Origin of the sequence: Pseudomonas sp. MPDS, from assembly GCF_013283895.1 — a bacterium.
Classification (GTDB): Bacteria; Pseudomonadota; Gammaproteobacteria; order Pseudomonadales; family Pseudomonadaceae; genus Aquipseudomonas; species Aquipseudomonas rhizophila.
On record NZ_CP054128.1, the window covers coordinates 2053817 to 2069495 of the forward strand.

Below are 15679 nucleotides of genomic sequence, written 5' to 3' on the forward strand. Positions count from 1 at the left end.
CCCATGATCAGCGACTTCCGCAACCGCTTGCGTAAACAGTCCGGTAAACCGGCCATTGAACTGGCTGGCGACAGCCTGCCGGATCCGACAGAGCAATTGATGGCCTGGGAACATGCCATCCCCGACGTGCTCTACGAAACCCGTAGTCAGGTCACCCCGGTGGAAGCCCAATGGCGGGAAAAAATCTACCAGCAACTGCTCAAGGTCATGGACCTGTCCTTGCTCGACTCCCTCGAGCAGGCCGAGGCGGCGAGGCAGATACGCGATATCTGCCAGCGTTTGCTCGATGAGCATTCGGCGCCGGTAAGCTCCGCCAGCCGTCAGTTGATCATCAAGCAGATCACCGACGAAGTGCTCGGGCTGGGGCCTTTGGAGCCGTTGCTGGCCGACCATAGCGTGTCCGACATCCTGGTCAACGGTTTTGCCTCGGTCTATGTCGAGCGCTTCGGCAAGCTGCAAAGAACCGACGTGCGCTTTCGCGACGACCAGCATCTGCTGAACATCATTGATCGCATCGTCTCCAGCCTGGGCCGGCGTATCGACGAGTCGTCCCCTTTGGTGGACGCCCGGCTCAAGGACGGCTCGCGGGTCAACGCAATCATCCCGCCACTGGCCATCGACGGTCCGAGCATGTCGATCCGTCGTTTTGCCGTGGACCTGCTCAACACTGACAGCCTGATCCAGGTGGGCACCATGACCCCAGCCATTGCCTTGTTGCTCAAGGCGATTGTCCGTGGGCGCTTGAATGTGCTGATTTCCGGCGGCACCGGCAGTGGCAAGACCACCATGCTCAACGTGCTGTCCAGTTTCATCCCCCACAACGAACGCATCGTTACCATCGAGGACTCGGCCGAACTGCAACTGCAGCAACCTCACGTGGTGCGCCTGGAAACCCGTCCTTCAAACATCGAGGGGCGCGGCGAGGTCAGCCAGCGGGAACTGGTGCGCAACAGCCTGCGGATGCGTCCGGACCGCATTGTCATCGGCGAAGTGCGCGGCGCCGAAGCGCTGGACATGCTCACCGCCATGAACACCGGCCACGATGGCTCGTTGACCACAATCCACGCCAATACCGCGCGCGATGCCTTGGGGCGAATCGAGAACATGGTGTCGATGACCGGCGCGACTTTTCCGATCAAGGCCATGCGTCAACAAATTGCCTCTGCCATCGATGTGGTGATCCAGCTGGAGCGTCAAGAAGACGGCAAACGTCGTGTGGTGAGCATGCAAGAGATCAACGGCATGGAAGGGGAGATCATCACCATGACCGAAATTTTCTCTTTCGCGCGCCAAGGCATTGGGGAAAACGGCGAGGTGCTGGGAGATTATCGGCCCAGCGGCATGATCCCGGCCTTTCGCGACGTGTTGGCCAGGCGCGGCATCGAGTTGCCGCTGACCCTGTTCCGCCCTGAGTGGATGGAGGCTCGGACGTCATGAACAACATCCCCAGTGAGTTCATCCTGATTTTTCTCGCCATGGTGTTCATCGCCGTCTTCCTCCTGTCCCAGGGCGTGGTGGTGCCGGTGTTCGGCGAGGCCGGCAAAATGCGCAAGCGCATCCGTGGGCGCCTGCATGTGCTGGAGAAAGCCAACCATCTGCCCAACATGCAGACCGTGTTGCGGCAGAAGTACCTGACGCGCTTGTCGCCCCTGGAAGCCCGGCTTGAACAATTGCCGTTCATGGCCAACCTGACCCAGTTGATCGAGCAGGCCGGCCACGAATACCGAGCCTATCGGGTAATGGCGCTCGGCCTGGCCCTGGGCGTAGCGGCCGGTGCCGTGGTGTTGATGTTCTGGCCGGTGTGGTGGATGGCGCTGCTGGCGGCCTTTGCGGTGACCTGGCTGCCGGTGCTGAAGATCATGCGTGATCGTAGCAAGCGCTTCGCCGCCTTCGAGGAAGGCTTGCCGGATGCGCTGGACGCCATGTGCCGGGCCTTGCGCGCCGGGCACCCGTTCAACGAAACCCTGCGCCTGGTTGCCGAGGAGCACAGGGGGCCGGTCGCCCAGGAGTTCGGCATGACCTTCGCCGACATCAACTATGGCAACGATGTGCGCCGGGCCATGCTCGGGCTGTTGGAGCGCATGCCGAGCATGACGGTGATGATGCTGGTGACCTCCATACTTATCCACCGCGAAACCGGCGGCAATCTGACCGAAGTGCTGGAGCGCCTGAGCCGCTTGATCCGCGGGCGCTTCCGCTTCCAGCGCAAGATCCGGACCTTGTCGGCGGAAGGGCGCATGTCGGCCTGGGTGCTGGTGGCGATCCCTTTCGTGCTGGCGATCGCCATTGTGCTCACCAGCCCCAGCTACATGCCGGTGCTGATCAACGACCCTATAGGCCACAAGCTGATCATGTTCGCGTTCGGCGCCATGTTGCTGGGGATTCTCTGGATCCGAAAAATCATCCGGATCCAGGTTTAAGCGCCCTTGCGGCGAGAGGTATCAGTCATGGATTTTCTGCTCGGGTTGTTCAGTCGGTTTACGGGAAACGAGGAGGCGGCACGGCTGTTGTTCATCGCCGTGATCGGTCTCAGTACGGTACTGGCGGTCGTCGCCATGATCTTGCTGATGCTCGGCCTGCAGGACCCGGTGCAACGGCGTCTGGCGCTGATCAAGCGGGGATATTCCGGCAGCACGCAAGGGCAGGAGGCGCCAAGTAACCTGCAACTCTTGCTGGAGCGGGTCGGCCAGCGGTTCGCAGCGACTGACCCGGCCCAGGCCAGCGCCACCCTGACCCTGCTCACACACGCCGGCTACCGTTCCGCGTCGGCGGTGCAGATGTACTGGGCCGTGCGCCTGATGCTGCCGTTGCTGCTGCTTGGCGTTACGTTACTGCTGCTGCCGCTGATCAAGGTGTCCTTGATTGTCGGTTTGCTGGTGGCGACCTTGATGGCGGGTATCGGATGGTTGCTGCCGGCGCTGTACGTCGGCAAGCGCAAGCAGGCGCGACAAGCGCGGCTGCGGGCGGCATTTCCCGATGCGCTGGACCTGATGGTGGTGTGCGTCGAGTCAGGCCTGGCTCTGCCCACCACCATAGAACGGGTGGCCGAAGAGATGTCGGTCAGCCAGGTTGAGCTGGCCGAAGAGCTGGCCCTGGTGAACGCGCAGATCCGCGCGGGTATCACCAGCACCGACGCTCTCAAGCAACTGGCCCTGCGCACCGGCCTGGATGATATCCAGGGCCTGGTCAGCCTGTTGGCCCAGAGCATCCGCTTCGGCACCAGCGTGGCCGATACCCTGCGTATCTACGCCGATGAGTTTCGTGACCGGCGCACCCAGGCGGCCGAGGAAATGGGGGCCAAAATCGGTACCAAGCTGATCTTTCCGCTGATCTTCTGCCTCTGGCCAAGCTTCTTCCTGGTCGCCATCGGCCCCGCCATGATTGGCGTGTTCAGGGCCTTTGGAAATATGTAGAGGGGCATACGGTCCCGGTTGTACAAGCCTGTGGCGAGGGAGCCTGCTCCCGCTCGAGCAGCGCTGCAGCCCCGGTTTGCGGCTGCTGCGCAGCCCAGCGGGAGCAAGCTCCCTCGCCACGATAGTGACAGTCTGAAAGCCAGCACTCAGCCAGGGGTTATTTTTGATCGTTCCCACGCTCTGCGTGGGAATGCATCCCGTGACGCTCTGCGTCACCTTCCAGAAGCGGAACGCGGAGCGTCCCTGGCGACATTCCCACGCAGAAGCGTGGGAACGATCGAAGTCCATACCCAACCGAACTCCAACGCCCGTGGCGAGAGGGTTGATCCCCGCTGGGCCGCTTAGCGGTCCTGAAACCGGGGATTGGCGTCTCACCCATTGGCCGGACCTGCGCAAGACTCAGTTTGCATGGGCGGTTGTTTCCTGAAGGGCTGCGCAGTCCCGCGGGGATAGGGTCTCGCGCCACAAACAGGCGCGTTCAGCTTTATGCAAGGCAGAGCAAAAGATCGCAGCCTTCGACAATGCCTACATCCGATCCGGTGTAGGCATTGTCGAAGGCTGCGATCTTTTGTTTTCCACTGTGTTTCAGTTGCTGCTGGTGATTTCCCCACCCGAGTCCTGTTCGAAGAATTCCGGGATCGGGTAATTGAAGCTATTGAGCCAGCGCTGCATGGCCAATTCCCGTTCGGTGGCCGAGGCGGTTTGCAGGTGAGTTGAGGCCACCACCCCGCGAATCTGCAGCTGCATCCAGCTCTCCGTGCCCTGTTGCGCAGCCGAAGAGGGGCCGGGTTCAATGGCCCAGGCTGTGGTGGACAGGCAAGTCATGCACACGATCAACAGTTGTCTGGTTTTCATCTCTTGGACTCCTCGTAAGGCGCTACTTGACCGCATCGGATGAGGCGTCGGCCACATCGGTCAGACGGTTCGCGGGGGATGTCGCCCCGGCAGGGGCCGAGCCTCTGATTTTTTCCGCCCGGGCTTGAGCATCTGCCACTTGTTTGGGGCTCAGGTTGGCCATGTTTGCCAGTTCGGCTGCCTGCTTCCAGTTGTCCTGGTAAATCAGCAGCGTCACCATGTTGAAGGCGGCCAGCGAGTCTGACTGTCTGAGCTCCATGGCGGTCATGAACTCGAAGCGGGCTTCAGGGATCCGTCGCTGATTGAGATAGACAACTCCCAGGTCATTGCGGATTTTTCCTTCGGTGGGGGACATTTTCACAGCGCGCTCAAGGTGTTCGGTGGCGCCAGCATGATCATGCCTGGCGGCAGCCAACTGGCCGAGGCCATGCTCGCCATCAGCGGCCAGGCAAGTGCCGAGCAGGCTCTGGTACAACGGCTCTGCCTCGTTACGTCCCATCAGACGCAGCACTCGCGCCTTGCGCAGGCGGACCTGGACCAGATCCTCCGGCAGACCTTCGAGGTTCGCCAGGCTGGCATACAAACGTCCGTCATTGGCCATGTCATCGGCCAGGTTCAGCGCCAGTTCCTGATCGGAGCCTGGCTTGATGCAACTGGTCGGACGTGAAGCCACGCCGTTGCTGGCGCAGCCGACCAGCAGCACCGTTGCGGCTATCGCGATCACCGCTTTCATTGAATGTCCCCTCGTATCAGGTTGAACACGTGGACGCTTGCACCTCAGGCCCCGGCTCATTGGGACAGCCCGTTACGGTTGTCGAACTCGCCGTTTTCAAGGAAGTACATGCGGTAGAAGTTCGGGTCGTAATTGCGCAGCTGTTCGCCCGGCAACGTCGGCAGTTGTGCGTCGGCGGCCAACGGTTGGACCAAGTGCGGCGTGACGATCATCAGCAGCTCGCGTTCTTCGCGATTGATGGAGTTATCGCGAAAGAACGCACCGAGAATCGGAACATCGCCCAACCCCGGTAATTTGTTCACCTGAGAGGCATTGCGCGTGCTGATCAGGCCGCTGATGACAAAGCTTTCGCCATCGGCCAGGGCAATACTGGTATCGGTACGGCGTACGGTGAGCGCCGGAACCAGCGTGCCAGCGATGTTCACCGCGTTGGTGAAATCCAGTTCACTGACTTCCGGCGCCACCTTGAGCATGATGCGGTTGGTTCCGACGACGGTGGGCGTCAAGGTCAGACGGATACCGAATTCCTTGTACTCGATGGACACGTTGTCGCTGCCGGCACTGGGCACCGGGATCGGCACTTCGCCGCCGGCCAGGAAGCTCGCGCTCTGCCCGCTCAGGGCCACCAGGCTCGGCCGCGCCAGGGTGTAGGCAAAGCCACTGCCTTCCAGCGCATTGATCATCAGCAGGGTTTGTCCGGTGGCAAAGGACAGGTTGAACATGTCGTTGTTGACCGGCAATGAAGGCCGCACCACGCCACCGATGGTGGGCAGGGTTCTCGGCGCGCCGAACAGGAAGTTGCCACGGCTGCCGAAAATAGAGGTTGAAGCTTCCTTGAGCTTGGTCCGACTGACTTCGACGAAACGGATGTCAGTCTGCACCTGGGCAAGCAGCATGGGGTCTTCGGAGGGTACGCTCGCGGCGCTGGTCAGTGCCGAGGTGGCTCTGCCTTTGACGAAGATCATGCTCTGGCGGGGGATTTTTGAGCAGGCCGTCCAGACCATCAGGCTGGTGGCCCCGGGCGCCAGGCCCGTAAGGATGAAGGCATCGCTGCCGCTGGGTTGCACGTCGGCAATTTTCGGGTCGCCCACTGCCAGCTTCGTTACGGGGGCCAGGATACGCAATTCGTTCTGAAGCCCTTGGCCAACCTCGAAGGTCGCCGGCAAATTGTCCAACTGAGCACAATTTGCCGTTGCGGCCTGGGCCGCTTCCAGGCCAAGGCCCATCCAGAACAGACCATGGATCAAGTGCTTTAAAGCGGGCGGGGTACGATAGCTCATGAAGTGATCCTCGACAGAGAGGCCGTCCCTAGGCTTAACAAATGCCTCGGATCACTTAAGGGGCCCGGGCTGCCCCTTGTATTGCACCAGACCATTGAGCGGCGGTGGTGAGCGCCTCGTCGCTACAAGCGAGCGAGCGCGTCCCACCGGCCTGACTGAATGGCAGGCAGCTTTCGAAAAAACTGTTTGAGCCCCGCGATACCGGGGTGACGAGCAGGGTGACCGGTGTTGATCGGGTCGCCCTAGGGGGTGATTTATTCACCGCCGTGCCCGCTTCTTTTTGAAGGTAGTTCATGCATGGCAAAGCGCCACGCCATAAACGAAAAAAACGACTAAAAAGTGACGGGAGGGAAATTCTCGGCAAAGTCGCCGTCAATAATTTGTCTTTTGTGCGATTTCGGGACGTATTTACAGCGAAAGGATCAACCGCCCGGCAAACAGAATCAGGATGACGCCCATGGTCCGTTCGAACCAATGACCCATGCGCATGAACACTTCCCGTACCCGGGCGCTGGAAAAAAACAACGCGACGACGACAAACCACAGGGCATTCACCAGGCACATCCAGACCCCGTACAACGCCTGGATCTGCAGCGGTGTGGTGGTGCTGATCAGGGTGGTGAAGATGGCCAGGAAAAACAGCGTGGCTTTCGGGTTGGTGGCGTTGGTCAGAAACCCGGTGACAAACGCTTTGAATGGCGTTTGCCGGGCAGCGTTTTGATCGATGGGGTGTTCACCTTCAAGCGTGGATTTGGGTCTGCTGCGCAGCAGGCTGACGCCCAGGTAAAGAATGTAGGCACCGCCCACCACTTTGGCGACCATCAGCAACCAGGGGAAGGTGTGCATCAGCGCACCCACCCCGAGCAAGGTGTAGATCACATGCACCGAGATACCGGCGCCTATGCCCAACGCTGTGCAGATCCCGATCCAGCGGCCAAAACGGACGCTTTGGCGGATCGTCACGGCGAAATCAGGGCCGGGTGCGACCACCGCAAGAAAATGAACGGTGGCCAGGGCCAGGAATTCGCCCAGGTAGCTCGATAGCATTTCAACTCCGAACGGTCAGGGGCGAGGCATCGCGGCGCTAACCGATTAAAAAGAGAAAAGGCTCAGGTGCGGATATTCCATACCCGCATCGGAATGTGTGCGGGATTATAAGTTGTGTGTAAATTGATGATAATCCGTTCAAATTTCACAGAGCTTTTGCTCCATGAGCACAAATCAATCACTGGCCTTGCTCGCCGAAATGGCCATTTTCGTCAAGGTCGTGGAGACCGGCAGTTTCTCCGAAGCGGCCAGGCAATCAGGCGTGTCACCGTCGGCTGTCAGCCGAAGCATCTCGCGTCTGGAAAAAGCCTTGGCGACCCGATTGCTGCAACGCACCACCCGCAAGCTGCGCTTGAGCGATGGCGGGGAAGAAGTGTTCAAGCGTTGTCGGGAAATGGTCGCCGCCGCCCGATCGGTGATGGAAATCAGTGGCCAGTTCGCCCATGAAGCCGAGGGGCGGATCCGGGTCAGCGTGCCCAAGGCGGTGGGGCGCTTTGTCATTCATCCCCACATAGCCGAGTTCTTGCGTCGTTACCCCAAGGTCGATGTGGAGTTACTGCTGGAGGATCGACAGGTCGATCTGATCGACGATCACGTTGACCTGGCGCTGCGGATCACCGACCAGCCGCCGGTCGGGCTGGTGGGACGTCAGTTGTTGACCATTGACCACCTGCTCTGCGCCACGCCGCGCTACCTGGCCGAGCACGGCATCCCCGAGCATCCCCACGACCTGCTGGAGCACAGCTGCATCTACCTGGGAGAAACCCCACACGACGCTCGCTGGAAATTCAGGAAAGGCACCAGGTCCGTCCACGTGGGCGTGCGTGGACGTTATGCCGCCAATCATACGGGCGTGCGGCTGGAGGCTGTCTTGCAGCACATTGGCATCGGCAGCTTGCCGTATTTCACCGCCCATCATGCGCTGGAGCAAGGCTTGATCGTGCAGGTGCTGGCGGATTGGACGTTCCTGGCCTCTTACCAGGGTGGTTTGTGGCTGCTGCATTCGCCTACCCGTTACCTGCCACCAAAGTTGCGGGTGTTCATTGATTATCTGGTGGAATGCCTGGAGAAGGAGCCTACTTTGAACAAGGCGGGCCACAAAAAAGGCCCGCCGGATTAACCGTGCGGGCCTTTGCATGACTGATCGCAATCAGTGCTTGCTGTCCTGATCCGACATCGCCAGCAATTGCTTTTCCTGGTTCCAGTCGAAGGGTTCGTCGTTTTGCTCGGCTTCGAAACGACGTTCTTCCAGAGCCTGGTACAAGGCGATTTCTTCGTCGGGCATGTAATGCAGGCAGTCACCGGCGAAGTACCACAGCAGGTCACGAGGCACCAGGTGGGCGATCTGTGGATAACGGACGATGACCTGGCACATCAGGTCCTGGCCCAGGTACTGGCTTTCGATCGGATCAACGGGCAACTGCGCGCGCAATTCGTCGAAGCGCTCCAGAAACAGGGCATGGCTTTCTTCGGGAACCTGGTCTGCCTCACCCACGGCGACCAGGATGCTGCGCAAGTGGTCAAGCAAGACAAGGTGATCGGCAACGACGTTGGACACGAGATAAGTCCTCAAGAGCAAAACGGGCGCAGGAGTATAAAGCGCTTGCGCCCGTTTTTACATGGCACAGAGCACAGGGTCGCCAGGATCAGCGGACCTTGTCCTCGGCGAGCGTGAGTTCCTCCTTGTCGAAATCATCCACGTCGATCACTTTACGTCGGGCCGCTTCGGCCTCGCGCAGGGTCTGGGCTTCGCCGGCCTGTAGCACGCCGGCTTCAAGGGCTGCGTCGATGACCTGTTCGCCTGGAGCGGGGTTGAGCTGACCCTGTTTGAGCGCGCCGTGCAGTTTCTTGTGCAGCGGGTGGGCCGCGGCGAGCAGGTCGCAAGCGTGCTGCAGCGCACCCACCGGATCGTCGACCGATTGCGGGCGATAGCAACCCTGTAGCAGCTCCTCGAGGGTCGGGTCGCCCTTGCCCCGGCCGATCACTGCAGCCACTTCAGCGTCCAGCCTGTCGCTCGGACCTTTGTGGCGGCGGCCGAAGGGGAATACCAGCACGCGTAACAGGCCACCCAGCACCCGGTTCGGGAAGTTGTCCAGCAGTTCGTCCAGGGCCCGCTCAGCCTGGCCCAGGCTTTCTTCCATGGCCCAGGTGAACAGCGGTTCCATATGGTCCGGCGAGTCCAGGTCGTGGTAGCGCTTGAGCGCGGCGGAGGCGAGGTAGAGGTTGCTCAATACATCCCCAAGGCGCGCCGACAAGCGTTCGCGACGTTTGAGTTCACCGCCCAGCAGCATCATGCTCAGGTCCGCCAGCAGGGCGAATGCCGCCGCCTGCCGGTTGAGGGCGCGGAAATAACCCTGGCTCAAGGCGTTGCCGGGGGCTCTTTCGAAACGCCCCAGGCCCAGGTTCAGTACCAGGGTGCTGGCGGCGTTGCTGATGGCAAAACCGATGTGTTTGAGTAGCAACCCGTCGAATTCGATCAGCGCCTGGTCTTTGTCTTCACGCGTGGCCAAGGCCATTTCCTTGAGCACGAACGGATGGCAGCGAATCGCACCCTGGCCGAAGATCATCAGGTTACGTGACAGGATATTCGCGCCTTCGACCGTGATGAAGATCGGTGCACCTTGCCAACTGCGTCCCAAGTAGTTGTTGGGCCCCATGATGATGCCCTTGCCGCCGTGTACGTCCATGGCGTGGCTGATGCATTCGCGACCGCGCTCGGTCAGGTGGTATTTGAGGATGGCCGACAGCACCGAAGGTTTTTCTCCCAGGTCCACCGCGTTGGCGGTCAGCATACGGGCGGCGTCCATCATCCAGGCGTTGCCACCGATACGGGCCATGGCCTCCTGAATACCTTCGAAGGCCGACAATGGTACGTTGAACTGCTCGCGTACCTGGGTGTACTGGCCGGTCACCAGGCTGGTGAACTTCGCCGCCCCGGTGCCCACAGCCGGCAGGGAAATCGACCGACCGACCGACAGGCAGTTCATCAGCATCATCCAGCCCTTGCCGAGCATGGGCTGGCCGCCGATGAGAAAGTCCAGCGGGATGAACACGTCCTTGCCCCAGTTCGGTCCGTTCATGAAAGCGGCGCCAAGGGGCAGGTGACGACGGCCGATATTGACGCCAGGGGTGTCGGTGGGAATCAGGGCGAGGCTGATGCCCAGGTCTTCTTCATCCCCCAGCAGGTGATCGGGGTCATAGGCCTTGAAGGCCAGGCCGAGGAGGGTGGCCACCGGTCCCAAGGTGATGTAGCGCTTTTCCCAGTTCAGGCGCAGGCCCAGGGTTTCCTGACCTTCCCATTCGCCCTTGCAGATGATGCCGGTGTCGGGCATCGCCCCGGCGTCGGAGCCAGCCAGTGGCCCGGTCAGGGCGAAGCAGGGAATATCGTCGCCACGGGCCAGCCGTGGCAGGTAGTGGTTGCGTTGTTCGTCGGTGCCGTAGTGCAGCAACAGTTCGGCCGGGCCGAGGGAGTTGGGGACCATCACGGTGGAAGCCAGATCGCCGCTACGGGTGGCCAGTTTCATCGCCACCTGGGAGTGGGCATAGGCGGAGAAGCCCTTGCCTCCATATTCCTTGGGAATGATCAGCGCAAAGAACCCGTGCTCCTTGATGTGTGCCCAGGCGGCGGGTGGCAGGTCCATGGCCTGACCGATCTGCCAGTCGCTGACCATGGCGCAGAGTTCTTCGGTGGGGCCGTCGAGGAAAGCCTGTTCCTCCTCGGTCAGTTGCACCTTGGGATAGGCCAGCAGCGTGTCCCAGTCCGGCCGGCCACTGAACAGTTCACCGTCCCACCACACCGTACCGGCGTCGATGGCGTCGCGCTCGGTTTCTGACATGGGGGGCAGGGTCTTCTGGAACCAGTTGAACATCGGCGCGCTGAAATACTTGCGGCGCAGGTCCGGCAGCAGCAGTGGAGCCGCGACGGCGGCGAGCGCGATCCAGAAGATCAGCATCAGCCAACCGGGAGCGGGGCTGAACAGGCTCATGGCCAGCAGGTAGGCTGCGATGATGCCCAGCGCGGGCAGCGGGGCGGTACGCCGATGCGCCAGCCAGGCTTTCCCGACAACCAGAACCAGTATCCACAACAACAGCATATGTAATCCTCCGTGAACCAGGGCAAAACCGACCCTCAGAGCTTAGACGGCATCTGCAAAACCGGCGGTCGGCGCGATGTGATTGATTTCGTGGGAAACCCTGGATGCATTGCGCCAGTCTGGTTGGCAACATCCGTGGGAAATCGTTCGTTAACAAAGTGAGAAAGCGCCATTGTTTGGCGTAAACGCCGTTATTACCGAGGGTGGGCTTTGGATAGACTCGAAGCAAGCCCTATAGGCGCTGCCGAAGGTGCGGGCCGCGTTCGGACGATCTCTTGATCTGTCTATCTTTCTCTCAGGGCTCGATGGTCCGGGAAAGATCGCCGCCTCGTTGCACTCGGCAGCTCCTACGGACGCAGGCGTTTTCCGTGAGGTCCTGACCATGCAGCAATACCTGAACCCCAGCCGCTTCATCGACAGCGATCACCCTGCGGTCATTGAGTTCGCCGAAACTCATCGCGGCACTGATCGCGACCCGCAGGCACAAGCAATCAGCCTGTATTACGCGGTGCGCGAGGCCGTGCGCTACAACCCCTATACCTTCAGCCGCGATCCGCAGACCCTGCGTGGCAGTTACGCACTGGCCTGCGGTGAAAGCTATTGTGTGCCCAAGGCGACCTTGCTGGCCGCTTGCGCCCGCCATTGTGGTATCCCGGCGCGCATCGGCCTGGCGGATGTGCGTAATCACTTGTCCACTGCACGCCTGCTGGAGTTGCTCAAGAGTGACGTGTTCGCCATGCACGGTTATACCGAGTTCTATCTGAACGAGCGCTGGGTCAAGGCCACGCCGGCCTTCAATCAAGGCTTGTGTGAGTTGTTCGATGTGGCCCCCCTGGAATTCGATGGCCGCGAGGACAGCGTTTTCCACCCGTTCAATCGACAGGGCGCCAAGCTGATGGAGTACGTCACCGACCACGGCCAATTCGCCGATGTGCCCGAAGCGTTCTTCTTCGAGCACCTGGAAAAATGCTACCCGCACCTGTTCGGCGAGCAACTGCCGCCCCTGCTTGGCGACATGCAGGACGATTTGAGTCGCGGCTGATCCGGCGTATGCTGCTGCGGCATTTATCCATCGGAGCAAGCCGTGATGCTGAAGATCTGGGGTCGGAAAAACTCATCGAATGTGCGCAAGGCGCTGTGGTGCGCCGAGGAGCTGGGGCTGGCCTACGAGGCCATCGACGCAGGGGGTGCGTTCGGCGTGGTGGACACGCCCGAGTATCGCGCCAAGAACCCCAACGGCCGTGTCCCGATGATCGAAGATGACGGTTTCGTGCTCTGGGAGTCCAACACCATCGTGCGTTATCTGGCGTCTCGCCATGCTCCGGGTTCGGCCTGGTATCCGGCAGACCCCCAGGCTCGCGCCAGGGCTGAAAAATGGATGGACTGGACCACCTCCTCGTTTGCCGATCCGTTTCGCACCGTGTTCTGGGGCGTCTTGCGCACTCCCGCCGAGCAGCAGGACTGGGCGGCCATCCATGCGGCGATCAAGGTCTGCGATGGTTTGTTGGCGATGGCGGACCAGACGTTGAGCGAGCAACCCTACCTCTCCGGGGATGAAATCGGCATGGGCGATATTCCCTTGGGCAGTTTCATTTATGCCTGGTTCGAGATGCCCATCGAGCGGGCTGCGCTGCCTCATCTACAGGCCTGGTACGCCCGGCTGCAGCAGCGTCCGGCGTATCGCAAGGCGGTCATGACCGCGTTGACTTAATACTTACTATCGACACGCTTGACTGTACTTGTGCGGCGACGCCACGCACCATTGCCTTCGTGCGCCGTGGTTGTATTGCTCGCCGTGCGCCCTTATCTAATTGTTTCTTCCCCTTCTTGGTGCGTAATCCGATATGAGTTCCGCTCTGTCCATCCGGCAGCTAACCAAAACCTACGGCAACGGTTTCCAGGCCTTGAGTGGTATCGATCTGGACGTCGCCGAAGGTGATTTTTTCGCCTTGCTCGGCCCCAATGGTGCCGGCAAATCCACCACCATCGGCATTCTTTCAACCCTGGTGAACAAAACCAGCGGTACGGTGAATATCTTCGGTCATGATCTGGACCGTGAGCCCGCCGCTCTCAAGCGCTGCATCGGCGTGGTGCCCCAGGAGTTCAATTTCAACCAGTTCGAAAAGACCTTCGACATCGTCGTGACCCAGGCGGGTTACTACGGTATCCCGCCTAAGATCGCCAATGAGCGCGCCGAGAAATATCTGACTCAACTGGGTTTGTGGGACAAGCGTGATGTGCCGTCCCGTTCATTGTCCGGCGGCATGAAGCGGCGCCTGATGATTGCCCGTGCCCTGGTCCATGAGCCGCGCCTGCTGATTCTCGACGAGCCGACCGCGGGCGTCGACATCGAGTTGCGTCGGTCGATGTGGACCTTTCTGACCGAGCTGAACCAGAAAGGCATCACCATCATCCTCACCACCCATTACCTGGAAGAGGCCGAGCAGCTGTGCCGCAACATCGGCATCATCGACCACGGCACCATCGTCGAGAACACCAGCATGCGACAGTTGCTCAGCCAACTGCATGTGGAGACGTTCCTGCTGGACCTGAAGAACGATCTGAAGGCCGCGCCGCAACTGATCGGCTATCCGGCCCGGCTGGTGGACCACCACACGCTGGAAGTCCAGGTGGATAAAACCGTCGGTATTACCGGCTTGTTCTCCCAACTGGCGCTGCAAAACATTGAAGTGCAGAGCCTGCGCAACAAAACCAATCGCCTCGAGGAGTTGTTCGTGTCTCTGGTGGAGAAAAATCTGGCGAAGGTGGCTGTATGAGTTCCGAACTGCGACCCAACCTCATCGCCCTCAATACCATCGTTTATCGCGAAGTCCGACGCTTCATGCGGATCTGGCCGCAGACCCTGCTGCCGCCGGCCATCACCATGGTTTTGTACTTCGTGATTTTCGGCAACCTGATCGGTCGGCAGATCGGCGACATGGGGGGCTTCACGTACATGGACTACATCGTACCGGGGCTGATCATGATGTCGGTGATCACCAACTCCTACGGTAACGTGGTCTCGAGTTTCTTCGGCAGCAAATTCCAGCGCTCGATCGAGGAACTGATGGTCTCGCCGGTTTCGCCCCATACGATCCTGATCGGCTACACCCTGGGCGGTGTATTGCGCGGGTTGGCGGTGGGCTTGATCGTGACCTTGCTGTCACTGTTCTTCACCGATCTGCAAGTGCACCATTTGGGCGTGACGATATTGGTGGTGGTGTTCACCGCCACGATCTTTTCGCTGCTGGGGTTCATCAATGCCGTGTTTGCGCGCAACTTCGATGACATTTCCATCATCCCGACGTTCGTGCTCACGCCACTGACTTACCTGGGCGGAGTGTTCTACTCGATCTCCCTGCTGCCACCGTTCTGGCAGACCGTGTCCCTGGCCAACCCGGTGCTGCACATGGTCAACGCGTTCCGCTACGGCATCCTTGGGGTGTCGGACATCCGGATCAGCGTCGCGATCACCTTCATGCTGGTGGCAACCGTGGTGCTCTATGTGGGATGTGCACGGCTGTTGGTCAGTGGGCGAGGGATGCGTACTTAGAACTCGGCAGGTGTGCTGACTGGTATACCGCTATCGCGAGCAGGCTCGCTCTCACATCGAAATGCAAAAATGCCTCCCTTCACTGGAGGCCTTTTTGCATTTCACATCCGGCTTTTCTTGCGCCGTTTCCATTGCCGCGCCACCCACCAGCGCCAATAGATCATGGTCATGAAATAGGCGAGGGCGCCGAGCACCAGGCCCGTCACCACCGACCCCAGCAGAAACGGCTGCCACAAGGTAGACAACTGGGTGGTGATCCATTCCCAGGTCAGTTCATCCGGTAACGTGCGGGCAGGCACATCCATCAACCAGGCCCCGGTCTGGTAGGTGCAGAAAAACACGGCGGGCATGGTGATGGGGTTGGTCAGCCAGACCAGGCTCACCGCAATCGGTATGTTGCCGCGTACGGTGATGGCCAGTGCCGCGGCCAGCAGCATCTGCAAAGGAATCGGCAAAAAGGCGGCGAACAGACCAACGGCCATGGCGCGTGCCACGGAGTGTCGGTTGAGGTGCCAAAGGTTGGGGTCGTGCAGCAAGGAACCGAGAAAACGTAAGGACTTATGTTCCCGAATACTCGCTGGGTCAGGCATGTAACGTTTGAAAAGGCGCCGGGGCATAAGGCTTCTCGGTCGGTTCAAAGCGGTGAGGCCGCAAGTATGTCCGCATTCTACGGCTGACTGATTCAGACTTTGTGACAATTGTTA

Annotated in this window: 15 protein-coding genes; 8 read left to right on the plus strand and 7 right to left on the minus strand. The window is 60.3% G+C overall.

Annotation, left to right across the window (positions count from 1 at the left end):
• The first annotated feature begins 3 nt into the window (after positions 1-3).
• Genes HQ912_RS09035 through HQ912_RS09045 form a run of 3 tightly spaced genes read left to right on the plus strand, consistent with a single transcriptional unit; the run spans position 4 to position 3413 of the window.
• Complete coding sequence (locus HQ912_RS09035) at positions 4-1437, plus strand: CpaF family protein (protein ID WP_173406685.1); 1434 nt, start codon at positions 4-6, stop codon at positions 1435-1437.
• On the plus strand, positions 1434-2420 hold the full coding sequence (locus tag HQ912_RS09040; protein ID WP_047228166.1) for a type II secretion system F family protein: 987 nt from the start codon (positions 1434-1436) through the stop codon (positions 2418-2420). The genes HQ912_RS09035 and HQ912_RS09040 overlap by 4 nt, the downstream gene beginning before the upstream one ends.
• Before the next feature lie 27 nt (positions 2421-2447).
• Positions 2448-3413 carry a type II secretion system F family protein gene (locus HQ912_RS09045; protein WP_173406686.1) on the plus strand — a complete coding sequence of 322 codons (966 nt, stop codon included), beginning with the start codon at positions 2448-2450 and terminating at the stop codon, positions 3411-3413.
• 585 nt (positions 3414-3998) lie between these two features.
• Here the strand turns inward: HQ912_RS09045 and HQ912_RS09050 are convergent.
• The 4 genes from HQ912_RS09050 to HQ912_RS09065 form a co-directional block, all read right to left on the minus strand.
• A complete protein-coding gene (locus HQ912_RS09050; RefSeq protein ID WP_092400089.1) occupies positions 3999-4268 on the minus strand; it encodes a DUF3613 domain-containing protein in 270 nt (89 codons plus the stop codon).
• A gap of 22 nt (positions 4269-4290) precedes the next feature.
• Complete coding sequence (locus HQ912_RS09055; protein WP_173406687.1) at positions 4291-5001, minus strand: tetratricopeptide repeat protein; 711 nt, start codon at positions 4999-5001, stop codon at positions 4291-4293.
• A 56-nt stretch (positions 5002-5057) separates the two neighbouring features.
• The gene (locus HQ912_RS09060) at positions 5058-6281 is read right to left on the minus strand and encodes a type II and III secretion system protein family protein (RefSeq protein WP_047228170.1); all 1224 of its coding nucleotides are present in this window, start codon (positions 6279-6281) and stop codon (positions 5058-5060) included.
• A gap of 408 nt (positions 6282-6689) precedes the next feature.
• A complete protein-coding gene (locus tag HQ912_RS09065; protein ID WP_173406688.1) occupies positions 6690-7328 on the minus strand; it encodes a LysE family translocator in 639 nt (212 codons plus the stop codon).
• Between the two features lie 163 nt (positions 7329-7491).
• On the opposite strand from HQ912_RS09065, the gene HQ912_RS09070 reads away from it, so the two are divergent.
• Positions 7492-8448: a LysR family transcriptional regulator gene (locus HQ912_RS09070; RefSeq protein WP_047228172.1), complete on the plus strand. Its 957-nt coding sequence runs from the start codon at positions 7492-7494 to the stop codon at positions 8446-8448.
• Positions 8449-8478: 30 nt separating this feature from the next.
• On the opposite strand, the gene HQ912_RS09075 is transcribed toward HQ912_RS09070, so the two are convergent.
• Both HQ912_RS09075 and HQ912_RS09080 read right to left on the minus strand, forming a co-directional pair.
• Complete coding sequence (locus HQ912_RS09075) at positions 8479-8886, minus strand: PA2817 family protein (protein WP_047228173.1); 408 nt, start codon at positions 8884-8886, stop codon at positions 8479-8481.
• An 88-nt stretch (positions 8887-8974) separates the two neighbouring features.
• Entirely contained in the window at positions 8975-11422 is a 2448-nt protein-coding gene (locus HQ912_RS09080) for an acyl-CoA dehydrogenase (RefSeq protein WP_173406689.1), read from the minus strand.
• A 382-nt stretch (positions 11423-11804) separates the two neighbouring features.
• Between HQ912_RS09080 and HQ912_RS09085 the strand changes: the two genes are divergently transcribed.
• From HQ912_RS09085 to HQ912_RS09100, 4 genes are all read left to right on the plus strand, one after another.
• The gene (locus tag HQ912_RS09085; RefSeq protein WP_173406690.1) at positions 11805-12464 is read left to right on the plus strand and encodes a transglutaminase-like domain-containing protein; all 660 of its coding nucleotides are present in this window, start codon (positions 11805-11807) and stop codon (positions 12462-12464) included.
• 45 nt (positions 12465-12509) lie between these two features.
• On the plus strand, positions 12510-13133 hold the full coding sequence (locus HQ912_RS09090) for a glutathione S-transferase family protein (RefSeq protein ID WP_047228176.1): 624 nt from the start codon (positions 12510-12512) through the stop codon (positions 13131-13133).
• A 133-nt stretch (positions 13134-13266) separates the two neighbouring features.
• Positions 13267-14199: an ABC transporter ATP-binding protein gene (locus HQ912_RS09095; protein ID WP_047228177.1), complete on the plus strand. Its 933-nt coding sequence runs from the start codon at positions 13267-13269 to the stop codon at positions 14197-14199.
• On the plus strand, positions 14196-14975 hold the full coding sequence (locus HQ912_RS09100) for an ABC transporter permease (protein ID WP_047228178.1): 780 nt from the start codon (positions 14196-14198) through the stop codon (positions 14973-14975). Before HQ912_RS09095 ends, HQ912_RS09100 begins: the two co-directional genes overlap by 4 nt.
• 101 nt (positions 14976-15076) lie before the next feature.
• On the opposite strand, the gene HQ912_RS09105 is transcribed toward HQ912_RS09100, so the two are convergent.
• Entirely contained in the window at positions 15077-15592 is a 516-nt protein-coding gene (locus HQ912_RS09105; protein WP_047228179.1) for a DUF2062 domain-containing protein, read from the minus strand.
• Positions 15593-15679 lie beyond the last annotated feature (87 nt).